Origin of the sequence: Candidatus Tisiphia endosymbiont of Myopa tessellatipennis (genome assembly GCF_964031105.1) — a bacterium.
Classification (GTDB): Bacteria; Pseudomonadota; Alphaproteobacteria; order Rickettsiales; family Rickettsiaceae; genus Tisiphia.
This window is the reverse complement of record NZ_OZ035005.1, coordinates 171,903-189,788: the sequence shown is the minus strand read 5'-3', so window position 1 is coordinate 189,788 and position 17,886 is coordinate 171,903. Positions and strand designations below refer to the sequence as shown.

Below are 17,886 nucleotides of genomic sequence, written 5' to 3'. Positions count from 1 at the left end.
AATTATAAAAAATATCTTAATTATGTAAATAAGAGGAAAATGTGCGTTTAAGTACACTAATAATGATATTATCTGTTTTTCTATTTTTAACAGGGTGTGTTGGAGATGGGGTTTTGATGCCGAAGGCTAATTTAGCCCAAGATATTACAGGTATCCAAGTAACATATATTTTACCACATGGGGTTGAACAAAATGCTGGGACAGTTAATGGACTAAGGTTCAAGCAATATAATTGTGGACCTGAGAGTAAAAGAGAAAGGTTACATATTAATTCTAAACATAATGGTTTGTTAATAGAAAGAAGGACTGACAATGGGGTGGCAGGTTCTGGTGTGATTTACAATGTTGACGTAAATACTATATCTAAGCCTGATAGCACATGGGTTATACTAACGCCTAAGACTCAAGAAACATACCAACAGGGTGTAGTTTTGCCATTTCCTGTGCCTGATTTTGATATAGAATCTTATTTATCAAGTGCTGTATTTGATTATGTATTTGAACTCAATTCAGAATATAATGGTGATTCAATAAAAGCAAACTTTGATCGCCTGTTAGGTAAAGATAGCACTAATTACAGATTAAACCTTAATGATGAGCAATTTGACATTTCTATAAAAATATATCCTTACAGAAATGGAACAAAAGTTGTTGCCGATATTACGATATATAATCAAAAAACAAAAAATGGAGTGATTAATATGATTCAAAAAATAGAAAGAGTCAAAGAAGAAATATGCAGAATAGTTAATTCTTAAGCAAGGTTAAGTAAATAATCTTAGGTATAGCTAACACGTTTAAGGCATGTGATAGCCTTGGTGTCATTCCCGCGTAGGTAGCGGAATCTAAATATGATCTTACGATGTCATCCCTGCGTAGGTAGATATCTAAAATAACTTAACACACCTATCTTGGTCATTTTTTAGATTCCTGCATACGTAGGAGTGACATAAACCCTCGCAGGGATGACATCGCTTTCTAGCTAAGCAAGATTAACATATACCTAAAACCTTTTCGGGTTAGCTATAATATAATTTTAAAATTGTGAAGATAACTTTATTGCAATCTGATCTTACCTCTTTATTATTTTAAAAAGTTATTAAAATAATAGAAGGTATGGAATTAATAAATGAAAGTTCAGGATTATAAATTTTATAATGATTTAATATCACAGATTGTGGTTGAGGAAATTTGGTTATTTGGTTCTAGGGCAAGGAACGATAATCAGGATAGAGCAGATATTGATTTAGCTATAGTATGTCATAATGCTACTACTAAGGATTGGTTGAAATTACAAGAAATTGTTGATAATGCTGATACACTCTTAAAAATAGATTGTATAAGGCTTGACGAATTAGAGGATTCATCAGACTTAAAATTATCTATAATACGAGAAGGGGTGAAATTATATGAAAGATCCTAAAATAGAGTTAGGTTTTTCAAAGCTAAGTAGAGCTTTAATATCTTTAGAAGATATTGTATTTAAGCCCGTGCTAGAAGATCGAAGTAATATAGATGCTACCATTCAAAGATTTGAGTTTACAATAGAACTATTTTGGAAATTATTAAGGGTAATTCTTGAAAGCAAAGGAGTAGAAGTGCAATATCCTAAAGATGTTTTAAGAGAAGCATTTAAAGGACATCTGATTGATCATGAACAAGAGTGGTTAAAAATGCTGCTAGATAGAAATATTACCTCTCATACTTATGATGAGCAGCTAGCGGATAAAATTTATAATAATATTAGAACTTACATTCCCACATTAAGAAGTACATTTGATAAGTTGAACTTTCTTAATCACTCACCTTACGCATAATCCCCATGGCAATTTAAAAGTTATAGGAAAAACAGCCTAGCGTCATTGCGAGGAGGCATAAGCCGACGAAGCAATCCATTTTTGGTTACTTTTGTGGATTATTTCGTCGACCTACGGTATTTTCGCTAATAGACGTTGACCACATACAACTTTTAAACTGCCCTGCCTAAAACCGCTTCCTCTTCGAACTTTCGACAGTTGTGGATCGTAGGTAACCTCAGTTCGATATAAGAATTAATTAATTCTTATATCGAACTGGCTTTGTTATAAGGAAAAATGCACTCTTGAAGCGGCTGACGCGGGTGCATTTTAACTTTTTTCATCATTCAATATGTGATTTTAATAATTAAAATCACATATTGAATGGAGTATTATATTTTAACAATCAGGTGGGCAGCCGCTTCAAACCTGATTGTTTCTATCTTGTGAAGTGGGGACAAGTATTACTTCAAAAGATTGCTACTACGCCGCTTTTCGCGGCTTCTTGCTAATAGACAGTTAAGGAAAAACTTGATTATCGAATTATAAGTATAATATAGTAGGAAAAAGAGTCAAGTAATTTAAATATAAAGAATTTAAAATACGGTAGCACTTCACAAGCTTCTATAGTAGAATGAGTAAATCTACTCTGTATAAAAAGGCTATTAGTATGTAAAAAAACTATTCGTGTTTAAAGGGAATCGTATCACAGGATTTAGAAGATCATATAAAACACACAATGACTCATCATAATCTTATAGTACAAGCTAATGGATTAGACTATCAAGTAAATATAGATACTCAGTCCGATTCGATACCTAATGTTAAGGTGTACTATACCGATCAGTTTAGTAATGAACTATTAACTAATTTAAATAAACTAGGAAATGAAGGATTGTTTAGTTTGGATAAGTTACCTAGCACTTCTAGGCTTGATTATCTTCGTAGTGGAATTTTAAAAGTAGCTGATTTAAAGAATATACTACCAAAATCATGGCAAGAAATATCAGCTTTGTTAGACCAATATCTTATATGTGGTGCAAAAGTGTGTATTTTAGGTGAATCGTATTATAATAGTGAAACAATACAAGAGATACCTTATGGCTTACATCTAAGACAAACATATAATCATCTACCTCCTAGAGGTATACATGATATACATATGAACCAAGGTACTTCTTTAATGATGTCGCAAAGTAAAAATAATGGTATTTATCAAGATGGAGCTATATTTGTAGAAACGCCTGATAACACAACTATGGCTTTTTTCTTTAAGTTTGCTGAGCAATCTTTAGTTACTGATGATGCAGGCAATCCTTTGAATGAAGAAGGTAAATTAACCTCAAGTACCGCCATTACGCATAGGCGTCAACTTAAGAGCGTAATGATTGAACATGTATAAGTAAATCAAACCTAAACGTCATTGCGAGAAGCCGCTGCAAGCGGCGACGCGGCAATCTAAGATACGCGAAGCGTTACTCTAAAAAACAGCTTCGCTGTTTATCTGGATCGCCACGGCATCTAACGATGCCTCGCGATGACGGCTGTGTTTGATTTACTTATACATGTTCAATCATTACGCTCTTAAGTTGACGCCTATGCGCCATTACGTCACCCCTGCGAAAGCAGGGGTCTAAAAAAATAGATAAGAAGGGTGCTTTAGATATTAGACTTCTTGCAGAATTCGCTTTTGCTGAGGAATTTGTATGAGACACGGAACCTCGACCCGCAGCGTACTCAAATGTACGTGAGGAGCAGAGTACCGGTATCACGCACAAATTACCAGCAAAAGTAGAATTATGCAGGAAGTCTATTATAGATCCCAGCTTTCGCTGAGATAACATAAGGAAAGTAGGGATAATACCCTAGGATATTAAACGATGTCTTACATCAAACTAATGGTTAAATTAAAAACTTAAGCAGATGAGTATGGAAGGTAAAAAAGGAAAAGATTGTTATGAAAAATTATAGAATTGAAACTGATTCATTTGGAGAAATTAAAGTAGATGATCGATTTTACTGGGGTGCGGGAACTCAAAGGTCTCTTGAAAATTTTAAGATAGGTAATCAAAAAATGCCTATCCAATTGATTAAGGCACTGGCAATTTTAAAAAAATGTGCAGCAAAGGTCAATAAGGAATTAGGTGATCTTAAGCCTGAAATAGCAGAATCAGTAGATCAAGCTACCACTAGAATATTAGATGGGGAATTTGATAATCAATTTCCTTTAGTAGTATGGCAGACCGGGTCTGGTACACAGACTAATATGAATATGAATGAAGTAATCGCCTCTATTGGTAATGAACAGCTAGTAGGTAAAAAGGGTGGTAAATCACCAATTCACCCTAATGATCATGTGAATATGGCTCAATCATCCAACGACTCCTTCCCAACTGCTATGCATATAGCAACCGTACTTGCGAGTAAACAACAATTGATTCCAGCCTTAACAAGTCTGCATTCGGCGTTAAATACCAAAGCTCAAGCTTGGAATAAAATAGTTAAGATAGGGCGTACTCATCTGCAGGATGCTACACCTATAACTCTTGGACAAGAATTTTCTGGATATGTAGCACAAGTGGCATATGCTATAGAACGGGTTGAAGAATCACTAAAAAGAGTATATTTCTTGGCACAAGGTGGCACTGCAGTAGGTACTGGTATTAATTGCCGTAAAGAATTTGCGATAAAATTTTCTGATAAAGTTGCCTCATATACTAACTATCCGTTCAAAAGTGCTGCTAATAAATTTGAAGCACTAGCTACTCATGACGCATTAGTAGAATTCTCTAGTACCCTAAATACTATAGCGGTAAGTTTAATGAAAATTGCTAATGATATTAGACTGCTCGGATCAGGACCAAGATGTGGTTTTGGTGAATTACATCTACCAGAAAATGAACCTGGTTCGTCAATTATGCCAGGTAAGGTCAACCCAACACAAATTGAAGCATTAACTATGGTTTGTGTTCAGGTCATGGGAAATAATCTTGCAGTAACTGTAGCCGGGTCAAACGGTTGTCTCGAGCTAAATACTTTTAAGCCTGTTATAATATATAATATTTTGCAGTCAATAGACTTAATGTCTTCTAGCATCAATAGTTTTGTTACGCACTGTATTGATGGGCTAGTACCCAATATAGAACGTATTAATAAGCTCAGAGAACAATCGCTAATGTTAATAACAGCATTAAATCCACATATAGGCTATGATAATGCAGCAAAGATTGCAAAAAAAGCCTATCAAGAAGGCATAACTTTAAGAGAAGCGGCTATAAAATTAAATTTTTTATCAGGTGAAGATTTTGATAGCTTAGTGCTAGCAGAAAATATGGTATAATTAGGGTGATGCCTATAAGTATATTTTTTGGTGGAAATTTTTGGATTCTTTACTATACTAACAACAATTTAATTTAACAGGTAGAGTATTATTATGGCTTTACATTTCAAAGCACCAGAGAATATAGTTCTTAAACCAGTTATTACAGTATTTGGTGTTGGGGGAGCTGGTGGTAATGCGGTAAATAATATGGTACTTGCAAAATTACAAGGAGCAAATTTTGTCGTTGCTAATACTGATGCACAATCACTAGAACATTCTTTATGTGATAATAAAATACAGTTAGGAGTTGCTATTACTAAGGGTCTTGGAGCTGGTGCATCTCCAGAGATTGGTGCTTTAGCCGCTGAAGAATCAGCTGACGAGATTAAAGGATACTTAGAGGGTAGCAATATGGTGTTTATCACTGCCGGGATGGGTGGAGGCACTGGTACAGGTGCTTCTCCGGTCGTTGCAAAGATAGCCAAGGAACTAGGAATTCTTACTGTCGGAGTGGTAACTAAGCCTTTTCATTTTGAAGGAAAGCATAGGATTAGAACTGCCGAGCAAGGTTTACTAGATTTACAGAAATTTGTTGATACTTTGATAGTAATACCGAATCAAAATTTATTTCGTATAGCAAATGAGAGTACTACATTTGCAGATGCCTTTAAAATGGCAGATGATGTATTACATGCTGGAGTTAGAGGGGTTACTGATTTGATGATCATGCCAGGGCTTATCAATCTAGATTTTGCCGACATTAGAACGGTGATGAGCGAAATGGGTAAAGCTATGATGGGTACTGGGGAATCCTCTGGCGAGGATAGGGCAGTTAAAGCTGCTGAAGCAGCTATCTCTAACCCATTATTAGATCATAACTCAATGCGTGGTGCTAGGGGGGTTTTAATTAACATTACTGGTGGTACGGATATGACATTATTTGAAGTTGATAGTGCTGCTAATAGAATTAGAGAAGAAGTGGGTGATAGCGATGCTAATATTATTTTCGGCTCTACGTTTAATCCAGAATTAAATGGTGTTATTAGAGTATCGGTAGTTGCTACTGGTATTGATGCTGATCACTCAATAAGTAGCAAATCCCAACCTATTGAATTAATAGCAAGTACTACTACGAGTTCTGAACAGATGGATAGTCAGTCCAATTCGATAGAAACAACAATATTAGAAGAAATTCCAGATTTTGCTCAATATACTGGCGAAAAGCCTAGTTTAGTGGATTCTGAAACACAACATTTAAATTTAAGTGTTCAAGCAACATCAATTGATATGCTAAATCAGCAAACTATAAGCAGTAATGATGCAAAATCATCTTTACTAAGTAGAATGTGGAATTCACTCAGATCTAATACTACTCAAACTCAGGAGCAAATAAAAAAGCCTACACCGCCTATTCCTCAGAAGGATAATATAGAAGTTGATATCCATGATATTCCAACCTTTCTAAGGAAACCAAAATAATTTGTTAACATAATTTATTTTTTTATGAGAGATTTTTTAGGGTGGGCTTTTAAATTACCCTACAATTTTTAACAAATATATTTTACTAAAAATATTTATTGTCTATTATCATCAGATTATCCTATAAGTATAGTGTGTAAAATGACAAAACTAGATTTTAGACATATTTCATCTGTAATAGATGATTATGATGTTTTTTTATTTGATCTTTGGGGAGTGGTAGTAGAAGGTAACCAAATTTATCCCGGAGTAGTTGACAATATTAACAAGATACTTAAACAACAAAAGAAAGTTTTTTTTGTTACTAATGTCCCACGCAACACATTTTCCTTATTTACCAAAATTAACAGCTGGGGCATTAACGCAACGAAAGAAATGATTATTAGTTCTGGTGAAGTAGCAATTGATATGATACTAGAAAGTGATAAAAGATTTGGTATAAAAAATCCTATAGTTTATCATCTTGGTCAAGAAAGTAATGATCTTATGGAGGGATTACAGACACCTACCACCACAAACATAAATGAAGCTAATATTTTGCTGTTAACGCTTTATCGTGATGAAGAAAAAAATTTAAATTTAGATGAGTTTGACGATTTATTAAAAACTGCAGTTAAAAGAAACATGATTAGCATATGTGCAAACCCAGATCTTGGAATTAGGCAACAAGGAATACAGAGATATTGTGCTGGATACTTTGCTGCAAAAATAAAACAATTTGGTAGTGAAGTAATTTTTACCGGCAAACCCTATATAGAAATATATCATAAAGTATTAAACCAATTACCAAATATTGCATTGAAACGTATTCTTATGATAGGCGATACTTTCTATACTGATATTTTAGGGGCAAATAAAGTAGGAATTAATTCAGCTTTAGTATTAACAGGTAATGCTACAAAGTTTCATAACCAGTATCATACTATTGAAGAAAAAATGTACCATTTGAAAATTGCAGCAACTGAGCAGGAAGTAATGCCAAATTTTGTTATTCAATTGACTGCAAATTGACTCGGATACTTGAATACTTTGAAGAATTGGCTCTTGCAAATACTTGCGGGGTATTCGCCCACAACTGTTGAAAGTTAAAAAACCGTCTATTAGCGAGGAGACCGTAGGTCGACGAAGCAATATATGACAAGCTTCATGGATTGCCACGCTCACGTACGTTCGCTCGCTAATAGACGGTTTTTTAACTTTCAACAGTTATGCATTTTACCCAATTCGGGATAAGAATTGACAAATTCTTATCCCGAATTCGCGTATTTTCAAATCCAATTCGTAGGATCATTCGAGTATATATATTGATATTAGTAGAATAATTTGTTATATACACTATTTGGATTAACCAAAATTATTTAGGCTACAGGAATAATTTTATTAAAAACTTATTATTAATTGCGGTCGTGGCGAAATTGGTAGACGCACAGCTTTGAGGGGGCTGTTCTTAACAGAGTGGAAGTTCAAGTCTTCTCGACCGCACCAGTTTTCTATATACTCTCAACTTAGTTGTCTTATAAAACCTAACATGTTAGAATACAAGTGACTCATCCTTCTTGGCTATTGAGGGTACTTTTAGAAAATTCAGTATATATACTCAAATCATTTGAGTATACTCGGTGAACTTCAAGAATTAAGGTCGTCGTATCTAAAAATCGAAGCTGCTCCGTTACTCATGTATGCTCTGCTGCTCGACTTTGCTACTGCCTAGCTCTTCTTGAAGTTGACCTTCGTACTAACTCTTGAAATCATAGCAGTATACTCAAACGAGGAGTTATGCAAAATCAATCAAAAAATATGTTGTCGGTTCATCAAAACCAATTTGACGAAACATTTGAGCATATTAATAATCTTCTGAATAATGATGAATTTGGCAAAGCAATAGAGATTATGAGTAATCTACACTATGCAGATCTTGCAGATGTTTTAGATAATATAAATCAGAAAACATATAAAACAATTATTCCTTTGTTACAGGATACACTAAAGCCTGAAACTTTAGTACAACTTAGCGTGAACAGTAAACCACTTATAATGCAAATTTTAGGTGTACAGAAAAGTGTACAGCTAATTAATCAACTTGCTATAGAAGATGCTGTTGAAGTTATCGAGGATTTTGATGATCTAACAAAAGAAATGATCTTAAATAATCTCAAAGCAGAAAAAAGACAGCAAATTATAGAAGGCTGTACTTACCCAGAAGATACTGTTGGTAGGGTAATCGAAAGAAATTTTGTGTCATTTAAAGAAGATTGGACAGTAGCCACGGCTATAGATTTTATTAGACACAAACATATAGCACAAGATTTTCATGCTGCTATTGTACTCGACAGTAAATACCGACCTATAGGTAGTATACTTCTAAGCACTTTACTGAAGCATAAAGGGGATAAGTTAGTAAAAGATCTTATGAATCCTGAATTTAAAATTACCGATGTATTTACTAATTTAAGTGAGTTAAGTTTTATTTTTAAACAATATGCTCTAACAATTGTACCAGTGGTGAATAAAAGTGGCAAGTTGATAGGTACTGTTTCAATAGATAGTATGCTTTACATCATTGAACAACAAACAGAAAAAGATATAATGTCACTCGGTGGCGTTTATACTCAAGATACATTTTACAATCTATTTTATACTGTGAGACACAGATTCCCTTGGTTATTTGTCAATTTAATTACTGCTTGTATGACATCGATAATTATTAACCAGTTTAGTATTACAATCTCAAAACTTATAACACTGGCAGCTATTATGCCTATTGTTGCTTCTATGGGAGGGAATGCCGGCACACAAGCCATGACAGTGACAGTGAGAGCACTTGCCAACAAAGATATTCACCATAATAACGTGCTGAGAGTGATTCTTAAAGAAATAGCTGTATGCGGATTTAACGGCTCTATACTGGCCTTAGTTGGGGCGCTATTAAGCTTAGCCATGCTTTCTGATCCAAATCTTAGCTTGATTTTCTCCATAGCCGTTATCCTAACTTTTCTAATTGCTGGTCTTTTTGGCTCAGTAATACCAATTACTCTACATTATTTAAATATTGATCCCGCCACTGGCTCAGGTGTATTCTTAACCACCATAACTGATTCATTTGCATTTTTTACCTTTCTTACTTTAGCTTATACCTTTTTGGTGTAAACTTGCCTTGTGATTATCGAGTTTAATTTAAAGTGCTACAAGAAGTATTGAAGTATTAGTTACTCACACCTTACGCATAACCCCCATGGCAATTTAAAAATTAGACTTCTTTCGAAACTCTACTTCTGCTGGTGATTTGTACGTCGATGCGGCACTCGAATCCTCACGTACATTAGAGTACGCTGCGGTTCTGCGTTCCGCGTCTCCTTCAAATCCCTCAGCATAAGCGAGTTTCGAAAGAAGTCTATTGTAGAAAAGTACAAGACGTCTATTAGCGTCACCGCTTTGCGGCTCTTCGCTAATAGACATTTATGCATTTTAAAAACAAACTTTTCTATCATTAGTTGTGGCTTTTAAACTGCCCTGCTTGAATGCTTATATGATGATGCTTGACAACCAGTAACAACAAATAGATATCTGTGTTAATAATATCAAAAAGAAACGTAAAGTGAAAATATTTTATAATATAGATAACTTTAATAGCTAATAATTATTGATTTACAACATCTATATCTATATCTTTACCTGATAGGCAAGCTATCATTAGCTGAATTAAATTAAACTAACTCACTTAAAGGAAAAATTTATGCACAAAGGTGAATTCATTGATTATATAGCAAACCAACAAAATTGTACTAAAGTTGAAGCTGAAAAGATTATAAATACATTTACCAATGCAGTTACTTCTATTCTTGCTGAAGGTAAAGACGTAATACTGATTGGCTTTGGTAAGTTTTACTCTAGTAAAGTAGCAGCTAGAGCTGGCAAAAATCCTAGAACTGGTCAGCCTCTTAAAATTGAAGCTTACGTTCAACCTAAGTTCTCTGCTGGTGAAAAACTAAAATCTGCCTGCAATGGACGTAAAGACTCAAAACTAAAAACTGCAAAGTAAGTAATATACTCAAATGATTTGAAGAATTGTTTTTTGAAAATATCATGGGTTCGCATGCTCACCATTCATTTTCAAATCCAATTCGTAGGATCATTTGAGTATACTCTTTTTGAGGTAACCATGATCAAAATGAAACATCGCTTTAATTTGTTACTCATACTTATTAGATTTTATCAATTCTTTATTTCCCCCCTACTTGGTGATAATTGTCGTTTTGATCCATCATGTTCAGAATATGCTAGATCAGCAATAAGAATGCATGGTAATATTAAAGGATTATGGTTATTTATTAAGAGAATAATTAGGTGTAATCCTTTCTGTCAAGGAGGATATGATCCTGTGCCTAATACTACCCAACCTGAAAATTAATTAGAAAAGTATAGAGCTACTCATAAAAACAAAATCTTCACGAAGCCTAATTTTTCAAATCATTTTTGCTCAGTCTTTAATCAAATGTAGTAATTTTTCTTTTGCCTCTGCTTTAGCACGTAGGCTTGAATAAGTGTCTTGCTTACTATCATCTGTAATATGGTTTACAAATACAATAGTCCTATTATCTCTTTGAATCCAGCCAATAAACCATCCTTGCTGGAGGTCTAACTTCTACCTGACTTCCGCAGATTTTTTGATATTAGTTGTTATAAGTGGCATTAGTAAGGAGGTGAAGTGGTACTCTCGTTCTGTTGTGCCTAGTAGATATTTTATTATTGACTTTAACTGCGATGTTGTTTATTATTTAATTAATTAAATATAGCCCCATATTTTATAGCCCTAATATGTACATACGTCGTAAAAAAACTCCTAATAGTCCAAGGCAATCTATTCAAATAGTGGAAGGTTATCGTGATAGTAAAGGTAACGTCAAACAGCGTATAGTACGTCATTTAGGAGTCTTCGTAGATGAAGTAGAAGAAGCTAAATTAGTTGCCCTAGCACAATATTTGATTGCCAAGATTAAAGCTGAGAGAGAAGCTGCAACTGGGCAGGGGAATTTGTTTACTGATGATACTAACGAGGTTAAAAGAGGTCGTCCAACTAACAAGCTGCTAAAAGATATTCTACCTGTTAACGAAGTAAAACTAAATGAGGTTGTAGAAGTCAAGCGAGTTGTTGAAGGAGTGCATCAAATAGGGGGGCATGTTTATGATCAAATGCATTTTAACCAGTTACTAGCAAGGAAACGTGACGCTGGGATGCTGAAGGATTTAGTGTTAGCCCGTATGGTAAGACCAAATAGTAAAAAAGGGATAGTTGAGTATTTAAGCGATCAATTTGACAGGCATCATGATCTAGATGCTACTTATCGGATGATGGACAAATTACATGAGCAAATACCTAAAATTAAAGAATTATGCTTTAAAAACACCCTAACCCTGATTCCTAATAAAGAGATTAGCCTAGTATTTTTTGATGTTACTACACTATACTTTGAATCAGTAGAAATAGATGAGCTAAGAGCCTTTGGCTATAGTAAAGATCATCGCTTTAATACTACCCAACTAGTTCTTGCCCTAGCAACTAATGAGGATGGATTACCACTTGGCTATGAGCTGTTTAGTGGTAATACCGCAGAAGTTAGCACCTTAATTAAATCAATTAACAGCTGGCAAGCGTATCTTAAAGTTAAAGATGTCTGTTTTATTGCTGATCGTGCAATGTTTAGTAAAGCTAACTTGCAAGCTCTCGATGAAGGTGGTTATCGTTATATTGTGGCAGCAAAGCTTAAAACACTCAAGAAAGAAAAGAAAGAAGAAATATTATCAGAGGAAAACTATAAGCCTACTGTTATAGGCAATGATCTTACTTGGATTGCCGATCTAGAGCATGATGGTAAACGTCTAATTACCAGTTATAAATCTAAAAGGGCTATTAATGATGCACAGGAGCGACAAAAAATTTTAGATAAAATTAATAAGACTATTGGTGAGTTTGGTAGTACTAAAAAACTTATATCTAATAGTGGAGTAAAAAAATATACTTCTAGTGAAAATGGCAAGAGCTATATTGACGCAGAGAAGATAGAGCAGGATGCGTTGTGGGATGGCATACATGGGGTAATCACCAATGACCAGACTATAACTCCACATGAAGCAATAGCAAAATATGCTAGATTATGGGTAATTGAAGAGCAATTTAGAATCAATAAACATAATTTACAAATGCGTCCAATTTTTCACTGGACTAAACAAAGGATAGAAGCACACATAGCTGTGTGTTATATGAGTTTTGCAGTGCTTAAAACTATAGAATACAAGGTTGCTCTGACCCAAAAGATCAGTGTAACTAACATCGTTGAATTATTAATATCAGTACAGGATTCAATCTTAAGACATACAAAGACTGGTGATCTTTATAGACTACCAAGTGCAATAAAAAACGAAGCTAGAAAAATCTATAAAACCTTTAACATCAAACGTTCAGACCATGCTGCAATATATTTAAAATAACAAAATAATGTTGTGCCTAAATTTTAAAAATCCTAGCACTATGACCCTTCTAAGCTTATGCCTTATTAAAAAATGCGGAAGTCGGGAGGTCTAACTTCTTCGTTCTATTTTTATTAAGCTGAGAACCGTTGCCTGTTTTCCCATAAAGTTTCCAGCCGTTTGGTAGTTCCTCTATAAAGAGTATATTTTTTGTCATTTCATGAGATTTAAGACTTATTGGTAATTTGTTATCAATAAGATTCTGTAAGAACACGACTTGCTCTTCAGGTGAAATTTCCAACGAACTGGATAGCCATGAATTCGTTAATCCATTGTTTTTACCTTTATCACCTGAAACATTTTGATTCCCATAGTTAAATTTTATAACATAGTCTTTGAATTTACTCATCCCAAGCTTTTGCGTCAAAACTTGAGAATACCAAACACAACTATTTTGCATCCATGTTGTTGGATTGTGGGGCTGTTTCCACCTGTCAAGCCAATCTACATAACCTTCTTTAAATGGTAACTCAGGATGAGTCTCATCAACTAGCAATCCTTCTTCATATCCCATTAAACTAATGGCGATTTTGAACGTTGAGCAAGGTGCATAGCGTGATGCACAATCACCTTCTTGTTTGATAATTTTATCATTTTCTTTAACCAAAAAGCATTTGGTATCTGCCAGTGAGGATGTATTAAACAATAACTCTATGCTTAAATAGAAAATAAGTTTTTTCATTATACCCTCAAAAATTTAAATTTGTTTCTTCTTTTATTAAGCCAATAAGCCTTATCGGAGCTTCTGTTGCCCCTCTTACCTTAATTGGTAGAGCTAAGATACAGCTTCCTGTTATAGGTAGATTTGCCAAATTAGCAACATTTTCAACAATATATTTGCCATTGCCCAAAAACAATTTATGAACGGGAAATCCATCTGCTGGCCTGTCTGGTGACAAAGTGTCAATACCAAGTCCGCACACACCTCGTTTTGTCAGTATCTCCGCTGCTTCAACTGATATAGAAGGAAAAACGTGATTATTGCTATACTTTCCCGGATCACTCCAAAACTTTTCCCATCCTGTTTTGATCATCACAAAACTTCCCTCATTGATCATTCCGTATTGTTCTTCAAAATGTTCAATGTCCGTTAGGCTTAGACTATAACGCTCATGACAAGAGCTTGATACATCAATAACAACACAAGGAGCAAGCAGCTGCGATAATGGTATTTGGTCAATGGTAGTACTACTTGGAATACAGTGTGCTGGTGCATCCATATGTGTACCAATCCCGGCATGCATTTTGAACTGCTGCACGCGAAATTCTTCATTCTGTCGGCAGTCAGAATAATCCAATTTAACTTCAATATTAAACCCACAACCTCCACTCCACGAAGGAGTCTGCTCATCAAGAGTGTGTGTAAGATCAATAATTTTGTATGGAAAAATCATGACTATCCCTACTTCAAACTTACCAAAAAGAATCAGTTCGCAATATTCCTATTATAAAGAAAGTAATATAAACAACTATACATAAAACTATATATAAAGTGTAATTAAATACATAACCTGTCTGCGATCTACTCACCAAAAAACCAAAGTAATTTACCGTTTTGGCAAAGCTATTTGGACCAAATCTATCTATCACTCTTTGATCCATCAAATTGCATAACTTACTTAAGTTAGTTACTAATCTTACTATCACAAAGTCATAAACCTCATCAAAATAATATTTATGTACCAACAGCTTTTCTATAAATCCTATTTTTATTTTTTCTTTGATTCTTCTATAAAAATAAATCCCCAAAACAATACCTATTAGTCCCAAAACCATTGGTAATAATTTTATATAAAGAGGAGGATGAATTGTTAGTATTTGGTAAATATGAATATTAAATATACTATCAAGGAAATAACCATTTGGTTTGTCAAAAGACAATATATAATAACCTATCATTCCTACAAAAAAACTACCTGCCACTAAAAGACTAAGTGGTCCATTCATGATATTGGGTGATTCATGGACATGATTGATGTCAATAGTTAATCTAGTTTTTCCATGAAATACTAATAAGATAATTTTCATAGAATAAATGGCAGTCAGAACTGCAGCAAAAATTCCAAGAATAAACACGATAGTACCGATACCACCGCTACTATATGCTAGCTCTAAAATAGCATCTTTTGAATAAAATCCTGCTAAAGGATAAATACCTATGAGAGCTAGTGATCCAATTAAAAAATTACAATAAGTAATTGGCATCTTATCTTTCAAACCACCAATCTTAAAAATATTTTGTTCGTGACAAGCGTGAATTACACTACCAGCTGATAAAAATAATAAAGCTTTAAAAAATGCATGGGTGACTAAATGAAAAATACCAGCATTATAAGCTGACACACCACAAGCAAGAAACATATAACCAAGTTGGCTACAAGTAGAATAGGCAATAATTTTTTTTATATCATCTTGAACTATGGCAATAGTTGCGGCAAATATACATGTAATACCACCAATAATGGCAATAAAGTGCAATACCCCTATACTATATTCAAATAAATAAGAACATCTAGCTACTAAAAAGACCCCGGCTGTTACCATAGTTGCAGCGTGAATAAGTGCTGAAACTGGAGTTGGACCTTCCATAGCATTTGGTAGCCATATATGCAAGCCAATTTGAGCCGATTTGCCCATGCATCCCAAGAATAATAGCAAACATACCACGTCAATTACTGTTGCTTTAAAACCTAATATACTTAATTGTATATTAGATAATGACTTTGCTTTAGCAAATACACTAGTAAAATCAACTACACCAAAATAAACAATAATGGTAATAATCCCAAGTATAAAAGCAAAATCTCCTACCCTATTTACTATAAAGGCTTTAATTGCTGCTTTATTCGCCGCTTCTTTCTGATACCAAAAACCAATTAACAAATATGAACAGAGACCAACACCTTCCCAACCAAAAAATAATTGTAAAAAATTATCTGCTGATACCAAAGATAGCATAAAGAAAGTGAATAATGATAGAAATGCTAGAAATTTAGGTAATCCATCATCATCTGCCATATAGCCAAGAGAATAAATATGTACAACAGCTGAAATCCAAGTAACCACTATAAACATAATAGCGGTTAGCTGATCGACGTAAATCGCCCAACTTACTTTCATGTTACCAACTTCTAGCCATTTTGCTAAAATTATATGAATAATGGCTTTGTTTACACCCACATTGTAAAATATAAACATAGATAATAAGGCCGATAAACTTATAGCAATAGTAGAAATGAAAGCTGCTTGTTTTTTGCTAAAACACTGACAAAACAAACCATTGATGATACCAGAGATTAAAGGTAACATTACTGTAAGTGTTGCTGCCGAAGCTATCATATCAATTAGCCCTTCATCTGATTTATATCACCCACTTCTATTGAGCCTTTATTTCTAAAATAAACTAGTAATATTGCAAGTCCTATTGTGGTCTCGGCAGCTGCTATTGTTAAAATTATTATACTAAAAATTTGCCCAGATATCTCATGTGCATAAGTAGAGAATGCCACAAAATTGATGTTTACAGCCAGCAGCATCAATTCAATCGACATAAGAATTGTTATAACATTCTTACGATGCATAAACAAACCAACCATCCCTATACTAAAAATGAGGGCCGACAAAGTTAAATAATGTTCCAAAGTAATAGTACTAATCATATTTGAGTCCTTCTATTCCCTCATTTAAATGTGGTTTGACCATTAATATGGAATTATCTTTATTTTTAGCATGCTGCTTAGCAATATCCTGCCTTTTAACTCCGCTGCGATGTCGAATAGTTAAGGTAATACAAGATATCATTGCCACAAATAGAATAATACCCGAAATTTGGAAAGGTAAGATATAATCGGTATATAATACTCGTCCAATGGCATGAGTATTAGTGATACCTGATTTTATCTCAAATTGGCTATTATCTAAAATTATATTTTTAGTACCTAACCAAATTATCAGGACAAGATCAGCAAACATAATAAGTGCAACAGCAATACTTATAAATAAGTTTCTTTTAAATTGTACAATAACATCGGTAAAACGAATATTCAACATCATTATAACAAACAAAAATAATACTGCTACTGCCCCAACATATATAACAATCAATATCATTGCTAAAAATTCTGCTCCTAGCAAAACCATTAGCCCCGAACCGTTACAGAAAGTAAAGATCAACCATAAGACAGAATAAACAGGGTTTTTACTGATGACTACCAAACAACTACTTATAACCATTAACCCTGCAAATAAATAAAAAAATATCTCCATAATTATCTATATTTATAATCATCATGTAGCTTAATTGCTAATTCTTGTTCCCACATATCACCATTTTTCAGCAATTTTTCTTTGTCATAAAGCAATTCTTCATGGGTAATAGTAGCAAATTCAAAATTAGGGCCTTCCACTATAGCATCAACTGGACACGCCTCCTGACATAAACCACAATAAATGCATTTAGTCATATCAATATCGTACCTAGTGGTACGCCTACTACCATCTTCTCTTTCTTCTGCTTCAATAATAATAGCTTGAGCCGGACAAATTGCTTCACAAAGCTTACAAGCAATACAACGTTCCTCACCATTAGCGTAACGTCTTAATGCATGCTCACCTTTAAATCTTGGGCTTATCCTTCCCTTCTCATAGGGATAATTTATAGTTACTTTAGGTTTGAAGAAATACTTCAAAGTTAGACTAAGCCCTGAGATTATTTCAAATAAAAAAAAAGACTTTAGATAACTAATTATTCTCATTTTATTATAC

17 protein-coding genes, 1 tRNA gene and 1 pseudogene are annotated in these 17,886 nt (G+C 34.0%); 12 read left to right on the top strand and 7 right to left on the bottom strand.

The window, feature by feature from the left end; translation table 11 throughout:
• The first annotated feature begins 62 nt into the window (after window positions 1–62).
• The 9 genes and pseudogenes from AAHN03_RS00970 to mgtE all read left to right on the top strand — a co-directional run bounded on the left by AAHN03_RS00970 (window position 63) and on the right by mgtE (window position 9,744).
• Window positions 63–758: a hypothetical protein gene (locus tag AAHN03_RS00970; protein ID WP_342278807.1), complete on the top strand. Its 696-nt coding sequence runs from the start codon at window positions 63–65 to the stop codon at window positions 756–758.
• Between the two features lie 371 nt (window positions 759–1,129).
• Window positions 1,130–1,423, top strand: coding sequence for a nucleotidyltransferase domain-containing protein (locus AAHN03_RS00965; RefSeq protein WP_342278806.1), 294 nt, complete (start codon window positions 1,130–1,132; stop codon window positions 1,421–1,423).
• Complete coding sequence (locus AAHN03_RS00960; RefSeq protein ID WP_342278805.1) at window positions 1,410–1,817, top strand: HI0074 family nucleotidyltransferase substrate-binding subunit; 408 nt, start codon at window positions 1,410–1,412, stop codon at window positions 1,815–1,817. Before AAHN03_RS00965 ends, AAHN03_RS00960 begins: the two co-directional genes overlap by 14 nt.
• Window positions 1,818–2,496: 679 nt before the next feature.
• Window positions 2,497–3,198: a DUF2278 family protein gene (locus AAHN03_RS00955; RefSeq protein WP_342279226.1), complete on the top strand. Its 702-nt coding sequence runs from the start codon at window positions 2,497–2,499 to the stop codon at window positions 3,196–3,198.
• Window positions 3,199–3,753: 555 nt separating this feature from the next.
• Window positions 3,754–5,136: a class II fumarate hydratase gene (fumC, locus tag AAHN03_RS00945; RefSeq protein WP_342278804.1), complete on the top strand. Its 1,383-nt coding sequence runs from the start codon at window positions 3,754–3,756 to the stop codon at window positions 5,134–5,136.
• Window positions 5,137–5,229: 93 nt separating this feature from the next.
• Window positions 5,230–6,202 (top strand): annotated as a pseudogene (ftsZ, locus tag AAHN03_RS00940) (cell division protein FtsZ); the annotation flags it as partial.
• Between the two features lie 536 nt (window positions 6,203–6,738).
• Window positions 6,739–7,608, top strand: coding sequence for a TIGR01459 family HAD-type hydrolase (locus AAHN03_RS00935; RefSeq protein ID WP_342278803.1), 870 nt, complete (start codon window positions 6,739–6,741; stop codon window positions 7,606–7,608).
• Between the two features lie 389 nt (window positions 7,609–7,997).
• Window positions 7,998–8,082: transfer RNA gene (locus AAHN03_RS00930), tRNA-Leu, on the top strand.
• A 291-nt stretch (window positions 8,083–8,373) separates the two neighbouring features.
• Complete coding sequence (mgtE, locus tag AAHN03_RS00925) at window positions 8,374–9,744, top strand: magnesium transporter (protein WP_342278802.1); 1,371 nt, start codon at window positions 8,374–8,376, stop codon at window positions 9,742–9,744.
• Window positions 9,745–9,837: 93 nt separating this feature from the next.
• On the opposite strand, the gene AAHN03_RS00920 is transcribed toward mgtE, so the two are convergent.
• Complete coding sequence (locus tag AAHN03_RS00920; RefSeq protein ID WP_342278801.1) at window positions 9,838–10,053, bottom strand: palindromic element RPE1 domain-containing protein; 216 nt, start codon at window positions 10,051–10,053, stop codon at window positions 9,838–9,840.
• Between the two features lie 277 nt (window positions 10,054–10,330).
• Between AAHN03_RS00920 and AAHN03_RS00915 the strand changes: the two genes are divergently transcribed.
• The 3 genes from AAHN03_RS00915 to AAHN03_RS00905 all read left to right on the top strand — a co-directional run bounded on the left by AAHN03_RS00915 (window position 10,331) and on the right by AAHN03_RS00905 (window position 13,083).
• Window positions 10,331–10,636 (top strand): HU family DNA-binding protein, encoded by a 306-nt coding sequence (locus AAHN03_RS00915; protein ID WP_342278800.1) that lies wholly within the window; start codon window positions 10,331–10,333, stop codon window positions 10,634–10,636.
• Between the two features lie 129 nt (window positions 10,637–10,765).
• Window positions 10,766–11,005: a membrane protein insertion efficiency factor YidD gene (yidD, locus tag AAHN03_RS00910; RefSeq protein WP_341762207.1), complete on the top strand. Its 240-nt coding sequence runs from the start codon at window positions 10,766–10,768 to the stop codon at window positions 11,003–11,005.
• A 407-nt stretch (window positions 11,006–11,412) separates the two neighbouring features.
• A complete protein-coding gene (locus AAHN03_RS00905; RefSeq protein WP_342278361.1) occupies window positions 11,413–13,083 on the top strand; it encodes an IS1634 family transposase in 1,671 nt (556 codons plus the stop codon).
• Between the two features lie 55 nt (window positions 13,084–13,138).
• Here the strand turns inward: AAHN03_RS00905 and AAHN03_RS00900 are convergent, their stop codons facing one another.
• Genes AAHN03_RS00900 through nuoI form a run of 6 tightly spaced genes read right to left on the bottom strand, consistent with a single transcriptional unit; the run spans window position 13,139 to window position 17,870 of the window.
• Window positions 13,139–13,804: a penicillin-binding transpeptidase domain-containing protein gene (locus AAHN03_RS00900; protein WP_342278799.1), complete on the bottom strand. Its 666-nt coding sequence runs from the start codon at window positions 13,802–13,804 to the stop codon at window positions 13,139–13,141.
• 7 nt (window positions 13,805–13,811) lie between these two features.
• The gene (locus AAHN03_RS00895; RefSeq protein WP_342278798.1) at window positions 13,812–14,516 is read right to left on the bottom strand and encodes a cyclase family protein; all 705 of its coding nucleotides are present in this window, start codon (window positions 14,514–14,516) and stop codon (window positions 13,812–13,814) included.
• A gap of 19 nt (window positions 14,517–14,535) precedes the next feature.
• A complete protein-coding gene (gene nuoL, locus AAHN03_RS00890) occupies window positions 14,536–16,461 on the bottom strand; it encodes an NADH-quinone oxidoreductase subunit L (RefSeq protein ID WP_342278797.1) in 1,926 nt (641 codons plus the stop codon).
• 5 nt (window positions 16,462–16,466) lie between these two features.
• Window positions 16,467–16,781, bottom strand: coding sequence for an NADH-quinone oxidoreductase subunit NuoK (gene nuoK / locus AAHN03_RS00885; protein WP_341757565.1), 315 nt, complete (start codon window positions 16,779–16,781; stop codon window positions 16,467–16,469).
• Window positions 16,774–17,388 carry an NADH-quinone oxidoreductase subunit J gene (locus tag AAHN03_RS00880; RefSeq protein ID WP_342278796.1) on the bottom strand — a complete coding sequence of 205 codons (615 nt, stop codon included), beginning with the start codon at window positions 17,386–17,388 and terminating at the stop codon, window positions 16,774–16,776. Before AAHN03_RS00880 ends, nuoK begins: the two co-directional genes overlap by 8 nt.
• Window positions 17,389–17,390: 2 nt before the next feature.
• The gene (nuoI, locus tag AAHN03_RS00875; RefSeq protein WP_341754835.1) at window positions 17,391–17,870 is read right to left on the bottom strand and encodes an NADH-quinone oxidoreductase subunit NuoI; all 480 of its coding nucleotides are present in this window, start codon (window positions 17,868–17,870) and stop codon (window positions 17,391–17,393) included.
• Window positions 17,871–17,886 lie beyond the last annotated feature (16 nt).

Coding starts and splice junctions, on each gene's coding strand:
- fumC (WP_342278804.1), top strand. CDS start 3,754: ATGAAAAATTATAGAATTGAAACTGATTCATTTGGAGAAATTAAAGTA.
- AAHN03_RS00895 (WP_342278798.1), bottom strand. CDS start 14,516: ATGATTTTTCCATACAAAATTATTGATCTTACACACACTCTTGATGAG.
- mgtE (WP_342278802.1), top strand. CDS start 8,374: ATGCAAAATCAATCAAAAAATATGTTGTCGGTTCATCAAAACCAATTT.
- nuoK (WP_341757565.1), bottom strand. CDS start 16,781: ATGATTAGTACTATTACTTTGGAACATTATTTAACTTTGTCGGCCCTC.
- AAHN03_RS00920 (WP_342278801.1), bottom strand. CDS start 10,053: ATGTCTATTAGCGAAGAGCCGCAAAGCGGTGACGCTAATAGACGTCTT.
- AAHN03_RS00960 (WP_342278805.1), top strand. CDS start 1,410: ATGAAAGATCCTAAAATAGAGTTAGGTTTTTCAAAGCTAAGTAGAGCT.
- AAHN03_RS00880 (WP_342278796.1), bottom strand. CDS start 17,388: ATGGAGATATTTTTTTATTTATTTGCAGGGTTAATGGTTATAAGTAGT.
- AAHN03_RS00915 (WP_342278800.1), top strand. CDS start 10,331: ATGCACAAAGGTGAATTCATTGATTATATAGCAAACCAACAAAATTGT.
- AAHN03_RS00970 (WP_342278807.1), top strand. CDS start 63: ATGATATTATCTGTTTTTCTATTTTTAACAGGGTGTGTTGGAGATGGG.
- yidD (WP_341762207.1), top strand. CDS start 10,766: ATGAAACATCGCTTTAATTTGTTACTCATACTTATTAGATTTTATCAA.
- AAHN03_RS00900 (WP_342278799.1), bottom strand. CDS start 13,804: ATGAAAAAACTTATTTTCTATTTAAGCATAGAGTTATTGTTTAATACA.
- nuoL (WP_342278797.1), bottom strand. CDS start 16,461: ATGATAGCTTCGGCAGCAACACTTACAGTAATGTTACCTTTAATCTCT.
- AAHN03_RS00965 (WP_342278806.1), top strand. CDS start 1,130: ATGAAAGTTCAGGATTATAAATTTTATAATGATTTAATATCACAGATT.
- AAHN03_RS00905 (WP_342278361.1), top strand. CDS start 11,413: ATGTACATACGTCGTAAAAAAACTCCTAATAGTCCAAGGCAATCTATT.
- AAHN03_RS00935 (WP_342278803.1), top strand. CDS start 6,739: ATGACAAAACTAGATTTTAGACATATTTCATCTGTAATAGATGATTAT.